Below are 14,841 nucleotides of genomic sequence, written 5' to 3' on the forward strand. Positions count from 1 at the left end.
CGGTTCACCCCGACCCGGTGGCCAGGCCGGTCAGCTGCCCGCGCCGGAAGCGTCGTCGCCGCTCCAGAGGTCCTTCTGCATGTAGACGCAGTCGATCCACTGCTCGGCCTTGTGACCGATGGCGCGCAGGCGACCCACCTCGTCGAATCCGAACCGCCGGTGCAGTGCGATCGAGCCCTCACCTCCGGTCGCGGCGATGACCGCGACGATCTGGCGGACGTTGTCCGGGTCGGCGCGGGCGAGCAGCGCGGACATCAACGCGGTGCCGATCCCGCGTCCCCCGTGACCGGGCCGCACGTAGATCGAGTCCTCGGTCGACAGGTCGTACGCGGGCATCGTCCGGAACGTCCCCAGGTAGGCGTATCCGACGACGTGCTCGACCCCGTCGTCGACCGCGCGGGCCACCACGAACGGCCGGCCCGCAGCGGTGATCGCGGCGTGCTTGGCATGCCACTGCGAGACCGACGGAACCAGGTAGTCGAAGGTCGCGACGGTGTGCTGCACGTAGTGCGCGTAGATGTCCGCGACGGCCTCGCAATCGTCGATCGTCGCGTCTGACACGCGGATCGGGGGCGAGGTCGCGCCGGAGGTGCGGTCGCTCATGCCGATGAGGGTAGGGCAGGGGCGCCGACGGCGAGAACTCCGTCGGGACGAGTCCGCCGACCGGGCAGGGCGGGCCGATCGGCGACCCATACAATCGACGGAGTGTCGACGCTGTCTGCCCTGTCCGGTCTGGCCACACTCGCGTGTGCGGACAAGTCCTTCCGCGAGGTGCACAAGCACCGCGACGAGCGCCGACTGGACATCACCGCGCCGGATGCCGCGCGCCCCTTCCTCGTCTCGTGCCTGGTCACCGATGCGCAGGCGCCGCTGTTGGTCGTGTCGGCCAACGGCCGCGAGGCCGATGATCTGACGGCGGAGCTGGGCGAACTCCTCGACGACGCCGGGGCCGTCGCACAGTTCCCGTCCTGGGAGACGCTGCCGCACGAGCGGCTCTCCCCGAGTGCAGACACCGTCGGACAGCGACTGGCCGTGCTGCACCGCCTGGCGAACCCCGGCGACACCCCACTGCGGGTCGTCGTGACCACTGTTCGCTCGCTCGTCCAGCCGATGGCACCGGGCCTCGCCGACGTCGCCACGGTGACCCTGCGTGAGGGCATCGAGGTCGACTTCGACGCACTGCTGTCCCAGTTGGTCGAGATGGCCTACGAGCGCGTCGACATGGTCGGCCGACGCGGCGAGTTCGCGGTACGCGGCGGTATCCTCGACGTCTTTCCGACGACCGCCGATCATCCGGTGCGCGTGGAGTTCTGGGGCGACGAGATCACCGAGATGCGTGCGTTCTCGGTGGCCGACCAGCGCAGCCAGCCCGAGGTCGAGGCCAGCGAGGTGCGGATTCACCCGTGCCGTGAACTGCTCCTGACCGAGAAGGTCCGTGCGCGGGCCGCCGATCTCGCGGCCGCCGATCCGGGCGACACGACCATGACCGAGATGTTGGGCAAACTCGCCGAGGGCATCCCGGTGGAGGGGATGGAGGCGCTGATCCCCGCGCTCGTCGACGGCGACATGCAGTTGCTGACCGAGGTGATCCCCGACGGCACCCGGGTCCTCATCCTCGACCCGGAGAAGGTGCGGACCCGGGCCTCGGATCTGTCGAAGACGGGTGCGGAGTTCCTCGAGGCGTCGTGGACGGCGGCGGCCATGGGCGCCTCGGCGCCGATCGACGGCCGGTCGTCGGAGAGCCTCGGGATCGATCTGCAGGCCAGCGCGTACCGGTCTCTCGACGAGGTGCGGAAGGCGACACTCGCCGCGGGCCGGCCCTGGTGGACCCTGAGTCCGCTCGCGACCGGCAGCGGTGACGAACTCGAACTGGACCTGGCTCCCGGCCCGGCGCCACGGGGCGACGACCGCGAGATCGCGGCGACGTTCGCGCAGTTGCGCGCCCACGTCTCCGACGGCAAGACGGCGGCGATCGTGGTGGCGGGCAAGGGCACCGCGCAGCGTGTCGGCGAACGACTGTCCGACGCCGAGGTGCCCTACGTGATCGCCGAACCCGGACATCGGCCGCAGCCCGGCGAGGTGACCGTCTTCTGCGCGCCGCTGCGTGCCGGAATCGTCTGTCCCGACGCGGGTCTCGTGGTGGTCGCCGAGGCCGACCTCACCGGTACACGGGTCGCGAACGTCCGGGACGGCCGCCGGCTGCCGGCGAAGCGGCGCAACCAGGTCGACCCGCTCGCCCTGGCCGCCGGCGACCTGGTGGTGCACGACCAGCACGGCATCGGCCGGTTCGTCGAGATGATCGAGCGGACCGTCTCGGGTGCCCGGCGCGAGTACCTCGTCCTGGAGTACGCCTCGAGCAAACGCGGCCAGCCGGCCGATCGGTTGTATGTCCCGATGGACGCACTCGACCAGCTCTCGCGGTACGTCGGCGGCGAACAGCCGTCGCTGTCGAAACTCGGCGGGTCGGACTGGCAGAACACGAAGCGCAAGGCGCGCAAGGCTGTTCGCGAGATCGCCGGCGAGCTCGTACAGCTCTATGCCGCCCGCCACGCCGCGCCCGGACACGCATTCGGTCCCGACACCCCGTGGCAGCAGGAAATGGAAGACGCCTTCGACTTCACCGAGACCGTGGATCAGCTCACGGTCATCGCCGAGGTCAAGGCCGACATGGAACGTGCGGTGCCGATGGACCGCGTCGTCGTCGGCGACGTCGGTTACGGCAAGACCGAGATCGCCGTCCGTGCCGCCTTCAAGGCCGTCCAGGACGGCAAGCAGGTCGCGGTCCTGGTCCCGACGACGATTCTCGCGCAACAACATCTGCAGACCTTCACCGAACGGATGAGCGGCTTCCCGGTGCGCGTGCGCGGCCTGTCGCGCTTCACCGATGCCAAGGAGTCACGCGAGATCGCCGAGGCGATGTCGAAGGGCGAGGTCGACGTCGTCATCGGTACCCACCGACTGTTGCAGACCGGGATCGTCTGGAAAGACCTCGGACTCGTGATCGTCGACGAGGAGCAGCGGTTCGGTGTGGAACACAAGGAACACATCAAGTCGCTGCGCACCCATGTCGACGTGCTGACGATGTCGGCCACCCCGATCCCGCGCACGCTGGAGATGTCGATGGCCGGGATCCGCGAGATGTCGACGATCCTGACCCCGCCCGAGGAACGGCACCCGGTGCTCACCTACGTCGGTGCCTACGCGCCCAAGCAGGTCGCCGCCGCCATCCGCCGCGAGCTGTTGCGTGACGGCCAGGTCTTCTACGTGCACAACCGGGTGTCGACCATCGACAAGATGGCCAAGGACATCGCGGCGATGGTCCCGGAGGCGAGAGTTGTTGTCGCACATGGGCAGATGGGCGAGGATCAGCTCGAGCGCACGGTGTCGGGATTCTGGAACCGTGAGTACGACGTGCTGGTCTGTACGACGATCATCGAGACCGGTCTGGACATCTCGAACGCCAACACCCTGATCGTCGACCGCGCCGAGAACCTCGGCCTCTCGCAGCTACATCAGCTGCGTGGTCGCGTCGGTCGCAGCCGCGAACGTGGATACGCCTACCTGCTCTACAGCCCGGACCGGCCGCTGACCGAGACCGCCTACGACCGCCTGGCGACGATCGCGCAGAACAACGAGCTCGGCGCGGGAATGGCGGTGGCGCTGAAGGATCTCGAGTTGCGCGGCGCCGGAAACGTGTTGGGCGCCGAGCAGTCCGGGCACGTCGCGGGCGTCGGCTTCGATCTCTACGTCCGGCTGGTCGGCGAGGCGGTGGAGGCTTACCGTGCCGCCGCGGACGGGAAGCCCGTCGAATCCCGGGAGACGGGCGAGGTGCGCATCGACCTCCCCGTCGACGCACACATCCCGGTCGAATACGTCGATTCCGACCGCCTGCGTCTCGAGGCGTACCGCAAGCTCGCGTCGGCGACCGACGACGCCGCGGTCGACTCGGTCCTCGTCGAACTCAACGACCGCTACGGCCCACCACCGGTGGAGACCACGCGGCTGGCGTCCATCGCCCGGCTGCGCCTGCGATGCCGGGAGCGGGGGATCACCGAGATCGGTCTCGCCGGACAGGGAATGAAGATCTCGCCGCTGTCGCTGCTCGACAGCGAGCAGGTGCGTCTTCGTCGCCTGTACTCGTCGGCCACCTACCGGGCGACGACGTCGGTGGTCACGCTGCCCATCCCGCGCACCGGAGGCGTGGGGTCGGCGCGCCTGCGCGACGACGAGCTGATCGAGTATCTGACGACCTTCCTCACCCAACTGCGGCCGGAGCCGGTCACGTGACGGTGGTGCTGCTGGACCCGGCACGGCCAGATCTGATCCCCATTCGGGCACGCTCATGTCTCGCCGGGCCGGTGCAGGTCACCGAGGACGTGCCCGCGGCGATGCTGTGGGAGTTCGACCACGTCGAACCCGTCTTCGACGACGCACCCGTTGATCCGGGATCGGTGCTCGTCAGTACCGATCCCGAACATCCGCTGGTGCAGGCGCGAATCGCGCGCGGGGAAGACGTCATCGCGGCGCAGGCGGTCTCCGGCATGGCGCTTCTCGAGTCCGTGGCGTTGATGGACACATTGCGTCGGAACGGCCCGTGGGAGAGCACCCAGACGCACCACTCGTTGCGGCGTTACCTGCTCGAAGAAGTCTACGAGTTGCTCGACGCCATCGAGGCCGGTGACCCCGTGGAGCTCCGTGAAGAACTCGGCGACCTCCTGCTGCAAGTGCTGTTCCACGCGCGCATCGCCGCCGACGACCCGGAGTCGCCGTTCGACATCGACGACGTCGCACGGAGTTTCACGTCGAAGGTGACCGGCCGGACCCCGGGCGTGCTGTCCGGCGCCCACTCGGATCTGGAGACCCAGATCCGGGAATGGGAGGAACGCAAGGCGGCCGAGAAGCGCCGCGGCTCGGTGTTCGACGGCGTCGCCACGACCCAGCCCGCTCTCGCCCTGTGGCAGAAGGTCCTCGAACGGCTCACCGCGGCCGGTTATCCCGTCGACACCATCCCCGCGGAGACCCTGACCGTGACGGTCGTCGCCGGCGGCGACAGCGTCGAGGCGCAGGCCCGGGACCGAGCGCTCGCGTTGATGGCCGACGTGCGCGCGGCAGAAGCGCGTGCGGCCGAGCGAGACGTCACCCTCGACTCGCCCGAGGCGTGGTCGGCCGTACTGGGCGAGAACCCGGCCTGATCATCAAGCGGCGCAGTTGTCGCGTTTCGTTGCGATCCGCGCAACGAAACGCGACCACTGTCGCGGGGTTTGGGGAGATGAACCGGATCGAGGCTCAGACGGACAGTGCGGCCAGCTGTTTCGTGAACTCCCCCTCGTCGATTCGCGTGTGGCGTCCGTCCTCGACGACGATCTCGCCGCCGACCATCACCGTGTCGACGATGGACCGTGATCCGGTGGTGAGCAGCGACGCGCCGGGATCGCGGACGGGGAGGGTGGCGTAGTCGCGGTCGAACCGCACCAGCGTGAGGTCCGCGGGCGACCCGACTGTCACACCGCCGGTCACCGGCGACAGACCGAGCGCGTAGTTGGCGCCGCCGCAGGCGATGTCGAGCATCTGGGGGAACCCGAGCAGGTCCGCACGCCGGTGGACGGCACGTTGCAGGTAAGCGGCGATGCGCAGCGTCGCCAGCATGTCCTGGGTGTCGTTGCTGGCGGCGCCGTCCACGCCCAGCCCGACCGCCAGGCCGCGCTCCAGCATCGCCGGGATCGGGGCCACCCCGCTGCCGAGACGCATGTTCGACAATGGATTGTGCGACACCGCCACCTTCCGGGCGGCGAGGGTGCGCTGGCCGGCGTCGTCGAGCTCGACGCAGTGGACGGCGAGCACGCGGTCCCACAGGAAGCCGTTGCGGTCGAGGTGGTCGACGGCCCCGAAGCCGGTGTGCTGCCGACACATCTGCTCGTCGGTGCCGGTCTCGAGCAGGTGGATGGAGACCGGCAGTCCACGTTCCTGCGCGAAGTCGCGGATCGTCCGCATCCCGGCGTCGGTGACCGAGCGCGGATTGGGTACCGCCAGGGCCATCGAGATCGCTGACCCGGCAACCTCGTTGCGGAGATGGTCGACGTGGTCGAGGACCTCGCCGAGGGGTTGCATCAGCCGCGGTTCGAACCCCCACTTGCGGCTCGGGTCGGTGCGGTCGGCGACCCCGCGGCCGAGGATCGCCCGGATTCCGGTGTCGCGCAGTGCCCGCACGACGGCGTCATGGATCTCGTGCGACGGGTGCGGCCACATGTGTTCGACCACGGTCGTCGTGCCCGATCGCAACAGTTCGAGGCAGGCCGAGACAGCGGCGAGGTAGGCCCGCTCGGGTGTGATCGCCACCGATTCCTCGCCCACGGCCAGCAACCATTCGAGCAACGGTGTGCATTCGGCGATTCCCCGCATGAGCGACTGCTGGAGGTGCGTGTGGGTGTTGACGAACCCGGGGATGACGTAACCGTTACCGGTTCCACCGCCCGGACGGGCGGTGGGTGCGATCGCGGTGACGATCCCGTCGACGACATGGACGTCGTGATGGGCTTTCCACTGCCCGGCCGTGTAGACGGTGACGTCGCGAAAGGCCGGGGCCGCCGCGGTGACGGCGGCCCCGGGCAATGATGTGTCGGTCACTTCGCGAAGTTCGCGGCGATGCGCTGGGCGAGGTAGTCGGCGGCGGTGATCGGCGGGTAGGTGCCGCCCGCGCTCTCGATCAGCACGTCGGAGTTCGCCTGGGCGAAGTACGCGAGCGTGTAGCGCGGACCGGTGTACTCGCCCCGTCGGGGAGCCCGGACCCGATGGAAGTTCGACGGCAGTCGGTCGTCGGACCAGCGCATCAGCATGTCGCCGATGTTGCAGGTGATGGCGTCGTCGGACGGCTCGACCGACGTCCAGGCCTGACCGTCGGCCTCGGCTCCCGGTAGCACCTGCAGGCCTCCCTGACCGGACCGCTGGAACAGCAGGGTCAGTGCGTCGAAGTCGGTGTGTGCGCCGGCGCGCCAACTGTTCTCGGAGTCGATCAGTTCGTCGGGGAACGCGTAGTAGTGCAGCAGCCGCAGGGTGCTCTGGTAGGTGTCCGCCGTCGGGTCGTGCGCCCGGGTGAAGAAGTCGCGGTCGAGACCCAGACGCTCGGCGAAACAGCTGAGCAGGGTCATGGCCACCGACCAGCACCGGTGCTCGAAATCCTCGATGGTGGAGCGGAATCCGGCGAGCTCGCGCTCACTCGGCCACAGTCCGTCCATGCGGGGCCGGGTGAACTGGTAGGACTCCTTCTGGTCCGGTGTGCCGATCGACGGGCGTACCTGGGTGCGGTACTCCCAGCCCGCGTTCTGGCCCTTCTTGAGCGGATACTGCTCCTTGATCGAACGGGGGAGCGCGAAGAACCGGGCGGACATCTCGAACGCGTGGTCCACCGCGGCCAGGTCGATGCCGTGGTCGATCACCTGGAAGAAGCCGATGTCGGTTGCGGCCGACCAGAGTTGGTCGGCGATCTCGTCGCGGCGGTTGTCCAGATCGGCCAGACTGATCCGGCGGATCTCGCGGTCGGTGGTCTCGGTCCCCAGCCCGCCCATCCGGCGTTCCCGGTCGAGCTCGGTCAGGCCGGCCGAGGCGGCCGGCGACGGGGGTGTGGTGGTCTCTGTCATCGTGTGTCTCTCTGTGGTCGGGGAAGACGTGGGCGTCGGGTCAGCGGATCTGCTCATCGATGAACTGGGTCGTGAACAGCTGGTCGGCGGGCAATGCGGCCGGCAGGTCGGCGCCTCCGCCGTTCAGGATCGGCACGAGGTCGTTGATCACGTTCTGCGCCTTCACCATGTCGTAGCTGCCGTAGACACCGTCCGCGCCCGGGGCGATGACCGCGCGATCCTTCAGCAAGCCCGCCGAGTACGCCGCCTCGCCGGCTGAATACGGGGTGAAGGACACGTCCTGGGACACCCAGTCGACGATGGTGGCGTTGACCGCGTCGGGCGAGGCCACGTAGTCCTTACCGGTCTGCTGGATCATCGGGACCAGCTTCTCCAGACACGGCGACATCTCCTCGACGTCACCGGCGCGGACCGAGACGTTCGACGCGTAGACGTCGTACCCGGCGTCCTTGACCATCGCGTAGGCGACCGGCTTGTTCCACGACGGGGTCTCGTTCTCGTAGGTGTAGGGCTCGGAGTTGGCGAACCCCTGCTGGGTGATCGACGGGTCGCCGACGAAACGTGCCGGGGCGCCGTCGTAACTGGTGTCGAGCTGATCCTGCTGCAGCAGCCCCTTCGCGACCAGCCACTGCGGGAAGATCTGATCCTTCGACACCACCACGCTGGCGTCGGATCGGCCGATGTCGGCGATCGTCTTCACGTCCGGGTGGGTTGCGGGGTCCCACATGATGATCGAGGGGTTGTACTGCAGCAGGGGCGTCACACCGACCACGCGTTGGTCCTTGGCGGCGGAGATCATCTGGTCGCCGTGGACGAGACCGAGGTGGATGGAGTCGTCGGAGTACATGGCCGAGGGCACCGACTGGAATCCGATGGCCGGGCCGCCGGCGCGCAGCGTGATGTCGACGCCGGTGTCCATGCCGTCGAAGACGAGCGGTCCGGAGACCGACTTGTTGTCGGTGTCGACGGTGTACCCGGGTCCGAGAAGTCCGATGACCCCGGCCATGTCCGACTGCGGTTGCCACTGCAGTTGAACCACCACGTTGTCGGGGCAGGTTCCGGCGAGGGTGGATTCGGCCGGCGCCGAGGGGAGGCTCGACGACGCGGTGTCGTCGGACCCGGAACTCGAGCAGCCGGCGAGAACCGCTGCGCAGATCGTCGCCGCCGTGGCGGCCACGGCCAGACGCGACGTGCGGAGGCGGGTCATCTAATAGCAGAAAGACTGCAACAGTTACATGTAGACATGCACAGGGCGGGAAGGCCGGATGAAACTCTACGACACGGTGAGGGATGTGGATGCGCGTCATCTCACCAAAGATGTGGTCGCGTCCGTCTCCGGGGTGACGAAGCGATTCGAGTCCGGGACCCAGGCGCTGGACCGGGTGGACCTCGACGTGCGCGCCGGCGACTTCGTGGCCGTCGTCGGACCGTCGGGTTGTGGTAAGTCGACCCTGCTCCGGATGGCCGCCGGTCTCGAGAAGCCCACAGAGGGAAGCGTGGCACTGTCCACGGAGTCGGTCGGGTTCATCTTCCAGGAACCGACCCTCCTCGCCTGGCGCAGTGTGCGGGGCAATGTCGAACTCTGCGCCGAGATCGCCCGGCTGCCGCGGGGTGAACGACGACGCCGGGCGCAGGCCGCCATCGACGCGGTCGGTCTCACCGGGTTCGAGTCGCAATTGCCGCGCATGCTGTCCGGTGGCATGAAGATGCGTGCCTCGCTGGCCCGCGCGTTGACCTCCGAGCCCGAATTGTTGCTCCTCGACGAGCCTTTCGGCGCTCTCGACGAGATGACCCGGCTCGACATGCAATTCGAGCTGCAACGGCTCTACGCCGAACGCCGGTTCACCGCGATGTTCATCACGCATTCGGTGTCCGAAGCGGTCTTCCTCGCCAACCGGGTGATCGTGATGTCCGCACGCCCCGGGCGGATCGTCGCCGACATCGGCATCGACTTCGCTCACCCACGCCACCCGGATCTGCGCTACGACAGCCGTTTCACCGACCACGTCGCCGAGATCTCCGAGACCCTCCGAGGTGCACGATGACCACCGCCGCCCGATCTCGTCCCGCCGCTGGCGAGCACCACGGACCGGTCTCCGCGCCGCAGCCCGAACCCACACGCGGCGAACGGTCGTCGCGGAAGAGTGGCGCCCGCCGTGTCACGGCAGCCGTGCTGAGGTACGGAGCACCCCCGGTCCTCTCCCTCGCCGTGGGAATCGCCGCCTGGTACGCGGTCAGCTATCTCATCCTCACTCCGGAACGGCGTTTCCTGCTCCCGTCGCCACACAGCGTGCTGACCGAGTCGCTGCTGGACCCGGACAGCGTCGGCCCCATGCTCGACGCCCTGTGGGTCACCGCGAAGGTCTGTCTCGTGGGCTTCGCCTTCGCCGCGCTGATCGGGGTCGTCATCGGCGTCCTGATGAGCCGGGGGTCCTTCCTCGAACGCGCGATCTACCCCTGGGCCGTTGTGCTGCAGGTGATCCCGGTGCTCGCGATCGTTCCGCTGATCGGGCTCTGGTTCGGCTACGGGATGGTCGCCCGCACGATCGTGTGCGTGATCATCGCGATCTTCCCCATCATCGCCAACACGCATTTCGGGCTCGTCTCGGTCGACAAGTCCTCACAGGAGCTGTTCACCCTGTCGAAGGCCTCACCGGTGCAACGCCTGCTGATGCTCGAGTTCCCGTCGGCGCTCCCGTCGATGATGACCGGCTTCCGGACGGCCTCGGGGCTGGTCGTGGTGGGCGCCATCATCGGTGACATGTTCTTCGCCAAGGGCGAACCCGGTATCGGGACCCTGCTCGACATCTACCGGGCTCGCCTGCAGTCCGACGACCTCATCGCGGCGATCGTCCTGGCCTCGGTGTTCGGCATCCTCGTCTTCGGTGCCTTCAGCATTCTCAACGCCGCCGTGAACCGTCGTCGCTGAGGCCATCTCCGCGCTCGCAACCACCTCGACCCGAACCCATCCGGAAGATTCATGTTCACCGTTCCCACCATCGACATCTCGCCCTACCTCGACCCGGAGAGCTCGGCCGCGGCCCGGGACGACGTGGCGCGCGCCCTCGACGACGCCTGTGGCGGAGTCGGTTTCGTCCAGGTCGTCGGTCACGGGATCGCACCCGGCGTCATCGACGGACTGACCGCGGCGCTCGACGAGTTCTACGCGCTGCCCCTCGAGGTGAAGAAGCAATACGCCCGGCCGGGGCAGAATCGTGGCTACAGCCCGCCGAAGAGTGAGTCGCTGAGCATGAGTCTGGGTGTGGCCGCGGCGAATCAGATGAACGACTTCTACGAGGCGTTCACCGTCGGCTCGGAGGGTTCCTGGTTCCCGGGCCTCGACCTGCCGGAGTCCAGCTACCCGACGAACACGTGGCCGGACGCGGCGCCGGGATTCCGCCCGGCGGTCGAATCCTGGTTCGACGCGGCGCGGGGCCTCTCGCGAGTTCTGCTCACCGCCTTCACCGATGCGCTCGGTCTGCCGCCCGGGTACTTCGACGGGATGACCGATCACTCCATCGACGCGCTGAAGCTCAACAACTACACCCTCCCCGAAGGCGAGATCGAAATCGCCGGGGAGCTGACCGGGATGGGTGCGCACACCGACTTCGGCATCCTCACCGTGCTGTGGGCCGACCAGGTGCCCGGGCTCCAGGTGCTCGATCACGAGGGGCGGTGGCACGACGTGACACCCGCCGACGGCGCGCTGCTGGTCAACCTCGGCGACGCCATGGCGCGGTGGACGAACGACCGGTGGCGATCGACTGTCCACCGCGTCGACCCGCCCGTCGTCGACGGCCGGATCCTGCGTCGTCGGTCGGCAGCGTTCTTCTTCGACGGCAACGCCGATGCCGTCATCGAAACGCTGCCCGGGTGTGCGCGTACCGACCACCCGGGATATCCGCCGATCACCGTCGCCGAGAACATCGATGCGAAACTCGCCGGGATGAAGAGCGTAATCGCACCCGCCGGCGCCGAGCGCGAGGCGCAGCGCGTGATGGCCGCGGGATGAGGCCGGGGCATCGGCCTTACGCTGGGACGATCATGACGGGAAACGGAGACGACGGCGCGCTGCTCATGCAGTCGGTCCTGCGCCGGATACGAGACGAGATCTTCGACGGCACGCTCGAACCCGGTGCGTCGCTCTCGGTTCCCGGTCTGGCCGCCCGACTGGACGTGTCCCGGAGTCCCGTGCGCGAGGCGGTCCAACAACTCGTCATGGACGGGCTGGCGGTCTACACGCCTCGTGTCGGTGCGAAGGTCGCCGTCCTCGACGACGAGATGCTGCGGCACGTCTTCGAGGTCCGCGAGGTCCTCGACGGGCTCGCCGCCCGCCAGGCCACCATCCGGGTGACCCGTGCCGCGCTGACCGGGCTCTGGCATCAGGTGCGTGAGCAGGAGCGTCTGCTGGAGACCGAGCCCGATCACCGACGCGACGCCGAACTCGATCTCGACTTCCACACCGCGGTCCGGTCGCTGTCGGGAAACGCCCCGCTGTGCGACGCACTGCTGAAGCTCGACACCCAGTCACACCTGTATAGATCCGACATGTGGTCGCACGAGGACAACCGTCGGCACGCCGTGACCGAGCATCGCCGGATCGTCGCGGCACTGGAGGTCGGTGATGCCGACGAAGCCGACCGGGCCGCGCGCGCCCACGCCGCCGGCGTGCTCGTCCGGCTGCTCCGTACCTGATCCGGTGCGCGATCGCCGTGACCCCGGCCACCGGACTTTCGCCCACGCTGATTTGATCTCGTCAGGCGGTGCGGCGGCGGGAGAGAGCGCATCCGCCGCCCCGGGTGGGCCCCGGGAGGGGAATCGTCTGCGCCATCATGGGTGGATGGTCTCTTCACCCGATGCCGCGCGACGCGACAACGTGATCCTGGTGCACTGGCACGATCTCGGTCGCCATCTGCGGTGTTACGGCGCCGATGGCGTCGAGAGTCCCGTCCTCGACGACCTCGCGGCCGTCGGCATCCGGTTCGCCGACGCACACGCGACGGCGCCGCTGTGCTCACCGGCCCGCGGTTCCCTGTTCACCGGGCGCTATCCGCACGGCAACGGGCTCGTCGGCCTGGCCCACCACGGGTTCGAGTACTTCCCGGACGTGCAGACCCTGCCGGCTCTCCTCGCGGGTGCGGGCTACCGCTCGGCACTCTTCGGGATGCAGCACGAGAGCGCGGACCCCGGCCGGCTCGGATTCGACTCGGTGGATGTGTCCGACTCGCGCTGTGACTACGTGGTGGACCGGTCCCAGGACTGGTTGCGACGACATGCGCACGACGATCGGCCGTTCTTCCTGACAGCGGGCTTCTTCGAAACGCATCGGCCTTACCCGGCCGACGAGTACAAGCCGGCGGACACCAGCACGATCGCGGTGCCCGGGTTCCTTCCGGACACCGACGACGTGCGCGACGATCTGGCGGGTCTGCACGGCTCGATCACGAAGGCCGACTCGGCCGTGGGCCGGCTCCTCGACACCGTCGCCGAACTCGGTCTCGACGACTCCACCTGGATCGTGTTCGTCACCGATCACGGTCTGGCGTTCCCACGGGCGAAATCGACGCTGTACGCCGAGGGCACCGGGATCGCATTGATCATGCGCCCGCCGTCGCGGCTGGGGATCACGCCGACGGTCTACGACGATCTGTTCTCGGGGGTCGATCTCACGCCGACGCTGCTCGACCTGGTGGGCGTCGACATCCCGGACACGGTCGACGGTGACTCGCACGCCCCCGCGCTGGTGGGAACCGAATCCACGGCCGTTCGCACCGAGGTGTTCACCGAGAAGACCTACCACGATGCCTTCGATCCGATCCGGGCCGTGCGCACCAAGGACTTCAGCTACATCGAGAACTACGCGGCGCGGCCGGCGTTGTTGCTCCCGCTCGACATCGCCGACAGTTTGTCGGCGCGGTCGCTGGATCGGCAAGAGGTGCAACAGGATCGGTCGCGGGTCGAGCTCTACGACCTGCGTTCCGATCCGCATGAGCGCAACAACCTCGCCGACGACCCGTCGTATGCGCACGTCCGGGACGAGCTCGCGCGGGCGTTGGCCGACTGGCGCGAGCGCACCCATGACGACTTGCCCGATGAAGCGGCCGGCACGGCGACGGCGGAGGCCTTCATGGACGCATTCCACGCCAAGGCGGCGCAGGTCGAGGCCGAGGAGGAGGCATTGCCGTCCCGGCGTCCGCTGGGTGCCCGTCGCGAGTTGGCCGGGGACCTCACGTCGGGCGAGCGCTGAGGGGCGTCGGCGCGAAAGCGTCATCTCGGACACGCGATCTCACGCCACCCACAGCGCGGTTTCGGTGTCAATGGTTTCGACCCGGCTGCGCGTAAAAGGCCAGCTTGCGGTGCTTTTCCCGCTCGCTAGACTCGTCTTTCATGTCAGCGAAGTCCTCGTCGGGACCGGCAAATTATCTGGTGTGTGCCAGCCAGCGCAGCGGCAGCACGCTGCTGGTGGAGTCGCTCGCCGCGACCGGCGTCGCGGGTCGTCCGGAGGAGTTCTTCCAGTACTTCTCGGATTCCTCGGCGGCTCCGCAGCCGCGTGAATGGTTCGCCGGTGTCAGCGATCCCACCATCCTCGAGCTCCTGGAGCCACTCGATCCCGGGGTGGTGGACACCCGCGATTCGGCCACCTGGCGCTCGGATGTGCGGGCGGCGGGTCGCACGCCGAACGGGGTGTGGGGCGGCAAGCTCATGTGGAACCAGACGCCGCTGCTGATCTCGCGCAGCCGGGTCGCGTCGGGTTCGTTGCGCGGCGCCGTCCGCTGGCTGTTCGACGGAGCCGATCCGCTCTACGTGCACGTCCATCGAGAAGATGTTGTGCCGCAAGCGGTGTCGATGTGGCGCGCGGTGCAGACCCGCGTGTGGCGGCACGACGGCTCGGACACCGACGAGCACGACGAGGCGGTGTATCACGCCGGCGGTATCGCCCATCTCGCCGGCATCTTGAGCGACCAGGAACGACAGTGGCGCAATTGGTTCGCCGCCGAGGGGATCGAACCGCTCGAGATCGGGTTCCGGGACCTGGTCACCGATCCCACGAAGGCGACCGCACTGGTGCTGGAGAAGATCGGGCAGGACCCGGAGCTGGCGCCGCCGCCACCGCTGAAGCCACAGTCCAATTCGCGGTCCAAGGAGTGGGCCCGACGCTATCGAGAAGACGCCGAACGAAACGGATACCCACTGTGACCGCTGTAGA

At 68.3% G+C, this 14,841-nt stretch carries 12 protein-coding genes; 8 read left to right on the forward strand and 4 right to left on the reverse strand.

Annotated features, from left to right (window positions below):
• Positions 1–30 precede the first annotated feature (30 nt).
• Complete coding sequence (locus GR168_RS07210) at positions 31–603, reverse strand: GNAT family N-acetyltransferase (RefSeq protein ID WP_159370415.1); 573 nt, start codon at positions 601–603, stop codon at positions 31–33.
• Between the two features lie 102 nt (positions 604–705).
• On the opposite strand from GR168_RS07210, the gene mfd reads away from it, so the two are divergent.
• Both mfd and GR168_RS07220 read left to right on the forward strand, forming a co-directional pair.
• A complete protein-coding gene (gene mfd, locus GR168_RS07215) occupies positions 706–4,287 on the forward strand; it encodes a transcription-repair coupling factor (protein ID WP_159370416.1) in 3,582 nt (1,193 codons plus the stop codon).
• Positions 4,284–5,192, forward strand: coding sequence for a MazG family protein (locus GR168_RS07220; RefSeq protein WP_159370417.1), 909 nt, complete (start codon positions 4,284–4,286; stop codon positions 5,190–5,192). Before mfd ends, GR168_RS07220 begins: the two co-directional genes overlap by 4 nt.
• Before the next feature lie 94 nt (positions 5,193–5,286).
• Here the strand turns inward: GR168_RS07220 and GR168_RS07225 are convergent, their stop codons facing one another.
• Genes GR168_RS07225 through GR168_RS07235 form a run of 3 tightly spaced genes read right to left on the reverse strand, consistent with a single transcriptional unit; the run spans position 5,287 to position 8,841 of the window.
• A complete protein-coding gene (locus tag GR168_RS07225) occupies positions 5,287–6,624 on the reverse strand; it encodes an amidohydrolase family protein (RefSeq protein ID WP_238995042.1) in 1,338 nt (445 codons plus the stop codon).
• Positions 6,621–7,634 carry a 2OG-Fe(II) oxygenase family protein gene (locus GR168_RS07230; protein ID WP_159370418.1) on the reverse strand — a complete coding sequence of 338 codons (1,014 nt, stop codon included), beginning with the start codon at positions 7,632–7,634 and terminating at the stop codon, positions 6,621–6,623. The genes GR168_RS07225 and GR168_RS07230 overlap by 4 nt, the downstream gene beginning before the upstream one ends.
• 40 nt (positions 7,635–7,674) lie before the next feature.
• Positions 7,675–8,841: a nitrate ABC transporter substrate-binding protein gene (locus GR168_RS07235; protein WP_137810728.1), complete on the reverse strand. Its 1,167-nt coding sequence runs from the start codon at positions 8,839–8,841 to the stop codon at positions 7,675–7,677.
• A 58-nt stretch (positions 8,842–8,899) separates the two neighbouring features.
• On the opposite strand from GR168_RS07235, the gene GR168_RS07240 reads away from it, so the two are divergent.
• From GR168_RS07240 to GR168_RS07265, 6 genes are all read left to right on the forward strand, one after another.
• A complete protein-coding gene (locus GR168_RS07240; protein WP_137810727.1) occupies positions 8,900–9,679 on the forward strand; it encodes an ABC transporter ATP-binding protein in 780 nt (259 codons plus the stop codon).
• Positions 9,676–10,563 (forward strand): ABC transporter permease, encoded by an 888-nt coding sequence (locus tag GR168_RS07245; RefSeq protein WP_226512825.1) that lies wholly within the window; start codon positions 9,676–9,678, stop codon positions 10,561–10,563. The genes GR168_RS07240 and GR168_RS07245 overlap by 4 nt, the downstream gene beginning before the upstream one ends.
• 51 nt (positions 10,564–10,614) lie before the next feature.
• Positions 10,615–11,646 (forward strand): 2-oxoglutarate and iron-dependent oxygenase domain-containing protein, encoded by a 1,032-nt coding sequence (locus tag GR168_RS07250; protein ID WP_159370419.1) that lies wholly within the window; start codon positions 10,615–10,617, stop codon positions 11,644–11,646.
• Between the two features lie 32 nt (positions 11,647–11,678).
• Positions 11,679–12,329 (forward strand): GntR family transcriptional regulator, encoded by a 651-nt coding sequence (locus GR168_RS07255; protein WP_159370420.1) that lies wholly within the window; start codon positions 11,679–11,681, stop codon positions 12,327–12,329.
• Positions 12,330–12,474: 145 nt separating this feature from the next.
• Positions 12,475–13,881 carry a sulfatase gene (locus tag GR168_RS07260; RefSeq protein ID WP_159370421.1) on the forward strand — a complete coding sequence of 469 codons (1,407 nt, stop codon included), beginning with the start codon at positions 12,475–12,477 and terminating at the stop codon, positions 13,879–13,881.
• A 140-nt stretch (positions 13,882–14,021) separates the two neighbouring features.
• Positions 14,022–14,831, forward strand: coding sequence for a Stf0 family sulfotransferase (locus GR168_RS07265; protein ID WP_058250810.1), 810 nt, complete (start codon positions 14,022–14,024; stop codon positions 14,829–14,831).
• Positions 14,832–14,841: the final 10 nt, after the last annotated feature.

This window comes from Gordonia sp. JH63 (genome assembly GCF_009856645.1).
In the GTDB taxonomy this organism is placed as follows: Bacteria; Actinomycetota; Actinomycetes; order Mycobacteriales; family Mycobacteriaceae; genus Gordonia; species Gordonia hongkongensis.

Bases quoted from the DNA above. Each gene is read 5' to 3' on its own strand.
- GR168_RS07230 (WP_159370418.1), bottom strand. From the start codon at position 7,634: ATGACAGAGACCACCACACCCCCGTCGCCGGCCGCCTCGGCCGGCCTG.
- GR168_RS07235 (WP_137810728.1), bottom strand. From the start codon at position 8,841: ATGACCCGCCTCCGCACGTCGCGTCTGGCCGTGGCCGCCACGGCGGCG.
- GR168_RS07250 (WP_159370419.1), top strand. From the start codon at position 10,615: ATGTTCACCGTTCCCACCATCGACATCTCGCCCTACCTCGACCCGGAG.
- GR168_RS07240 (WP_137810727.1), top strand. From the start codon at position 8,900: ATGAAACTCTACGACACGGTGAGGGATGTGGATGCGCGTCATCTCACC.
- GR168_RS07260 (WP_159370421.1), top strand. From the start codon at position 12,475: ATGGTCTCTTCACCCGATGCCGCGCGACGCGACAACGTGATCCTGGTG.
- GR168_RS07245 (WP_226512825.1), top strand. From the start codon at position 9,676: ATGACCACCGCCGCCCGATCTCGTCCCGCCGCTGGCGAGCACCACGGA.
- GR168_RS07210 (WP_159370415.1), bottom strand. From the start codon at position 603: ATGAGCGACCGCACCTCCGGCGCGACCTCGCCCCCGATCCGCGTGTCA.
- GR168_RS07265 (WP_058250810.1), top strand. From the start codon at position 14,022: ATGTCAGCGAAGTCCTCGTCGGGACCGGCAAATTATCTGGTGTGTGCC.
- GR168_RS07255 (WP_159370420.1), top strand. From the start codon at position 11,679: ATGACGGGAAACGGAGACGACGGCGCGCTGCTCATGCAGTCGGTCCTG.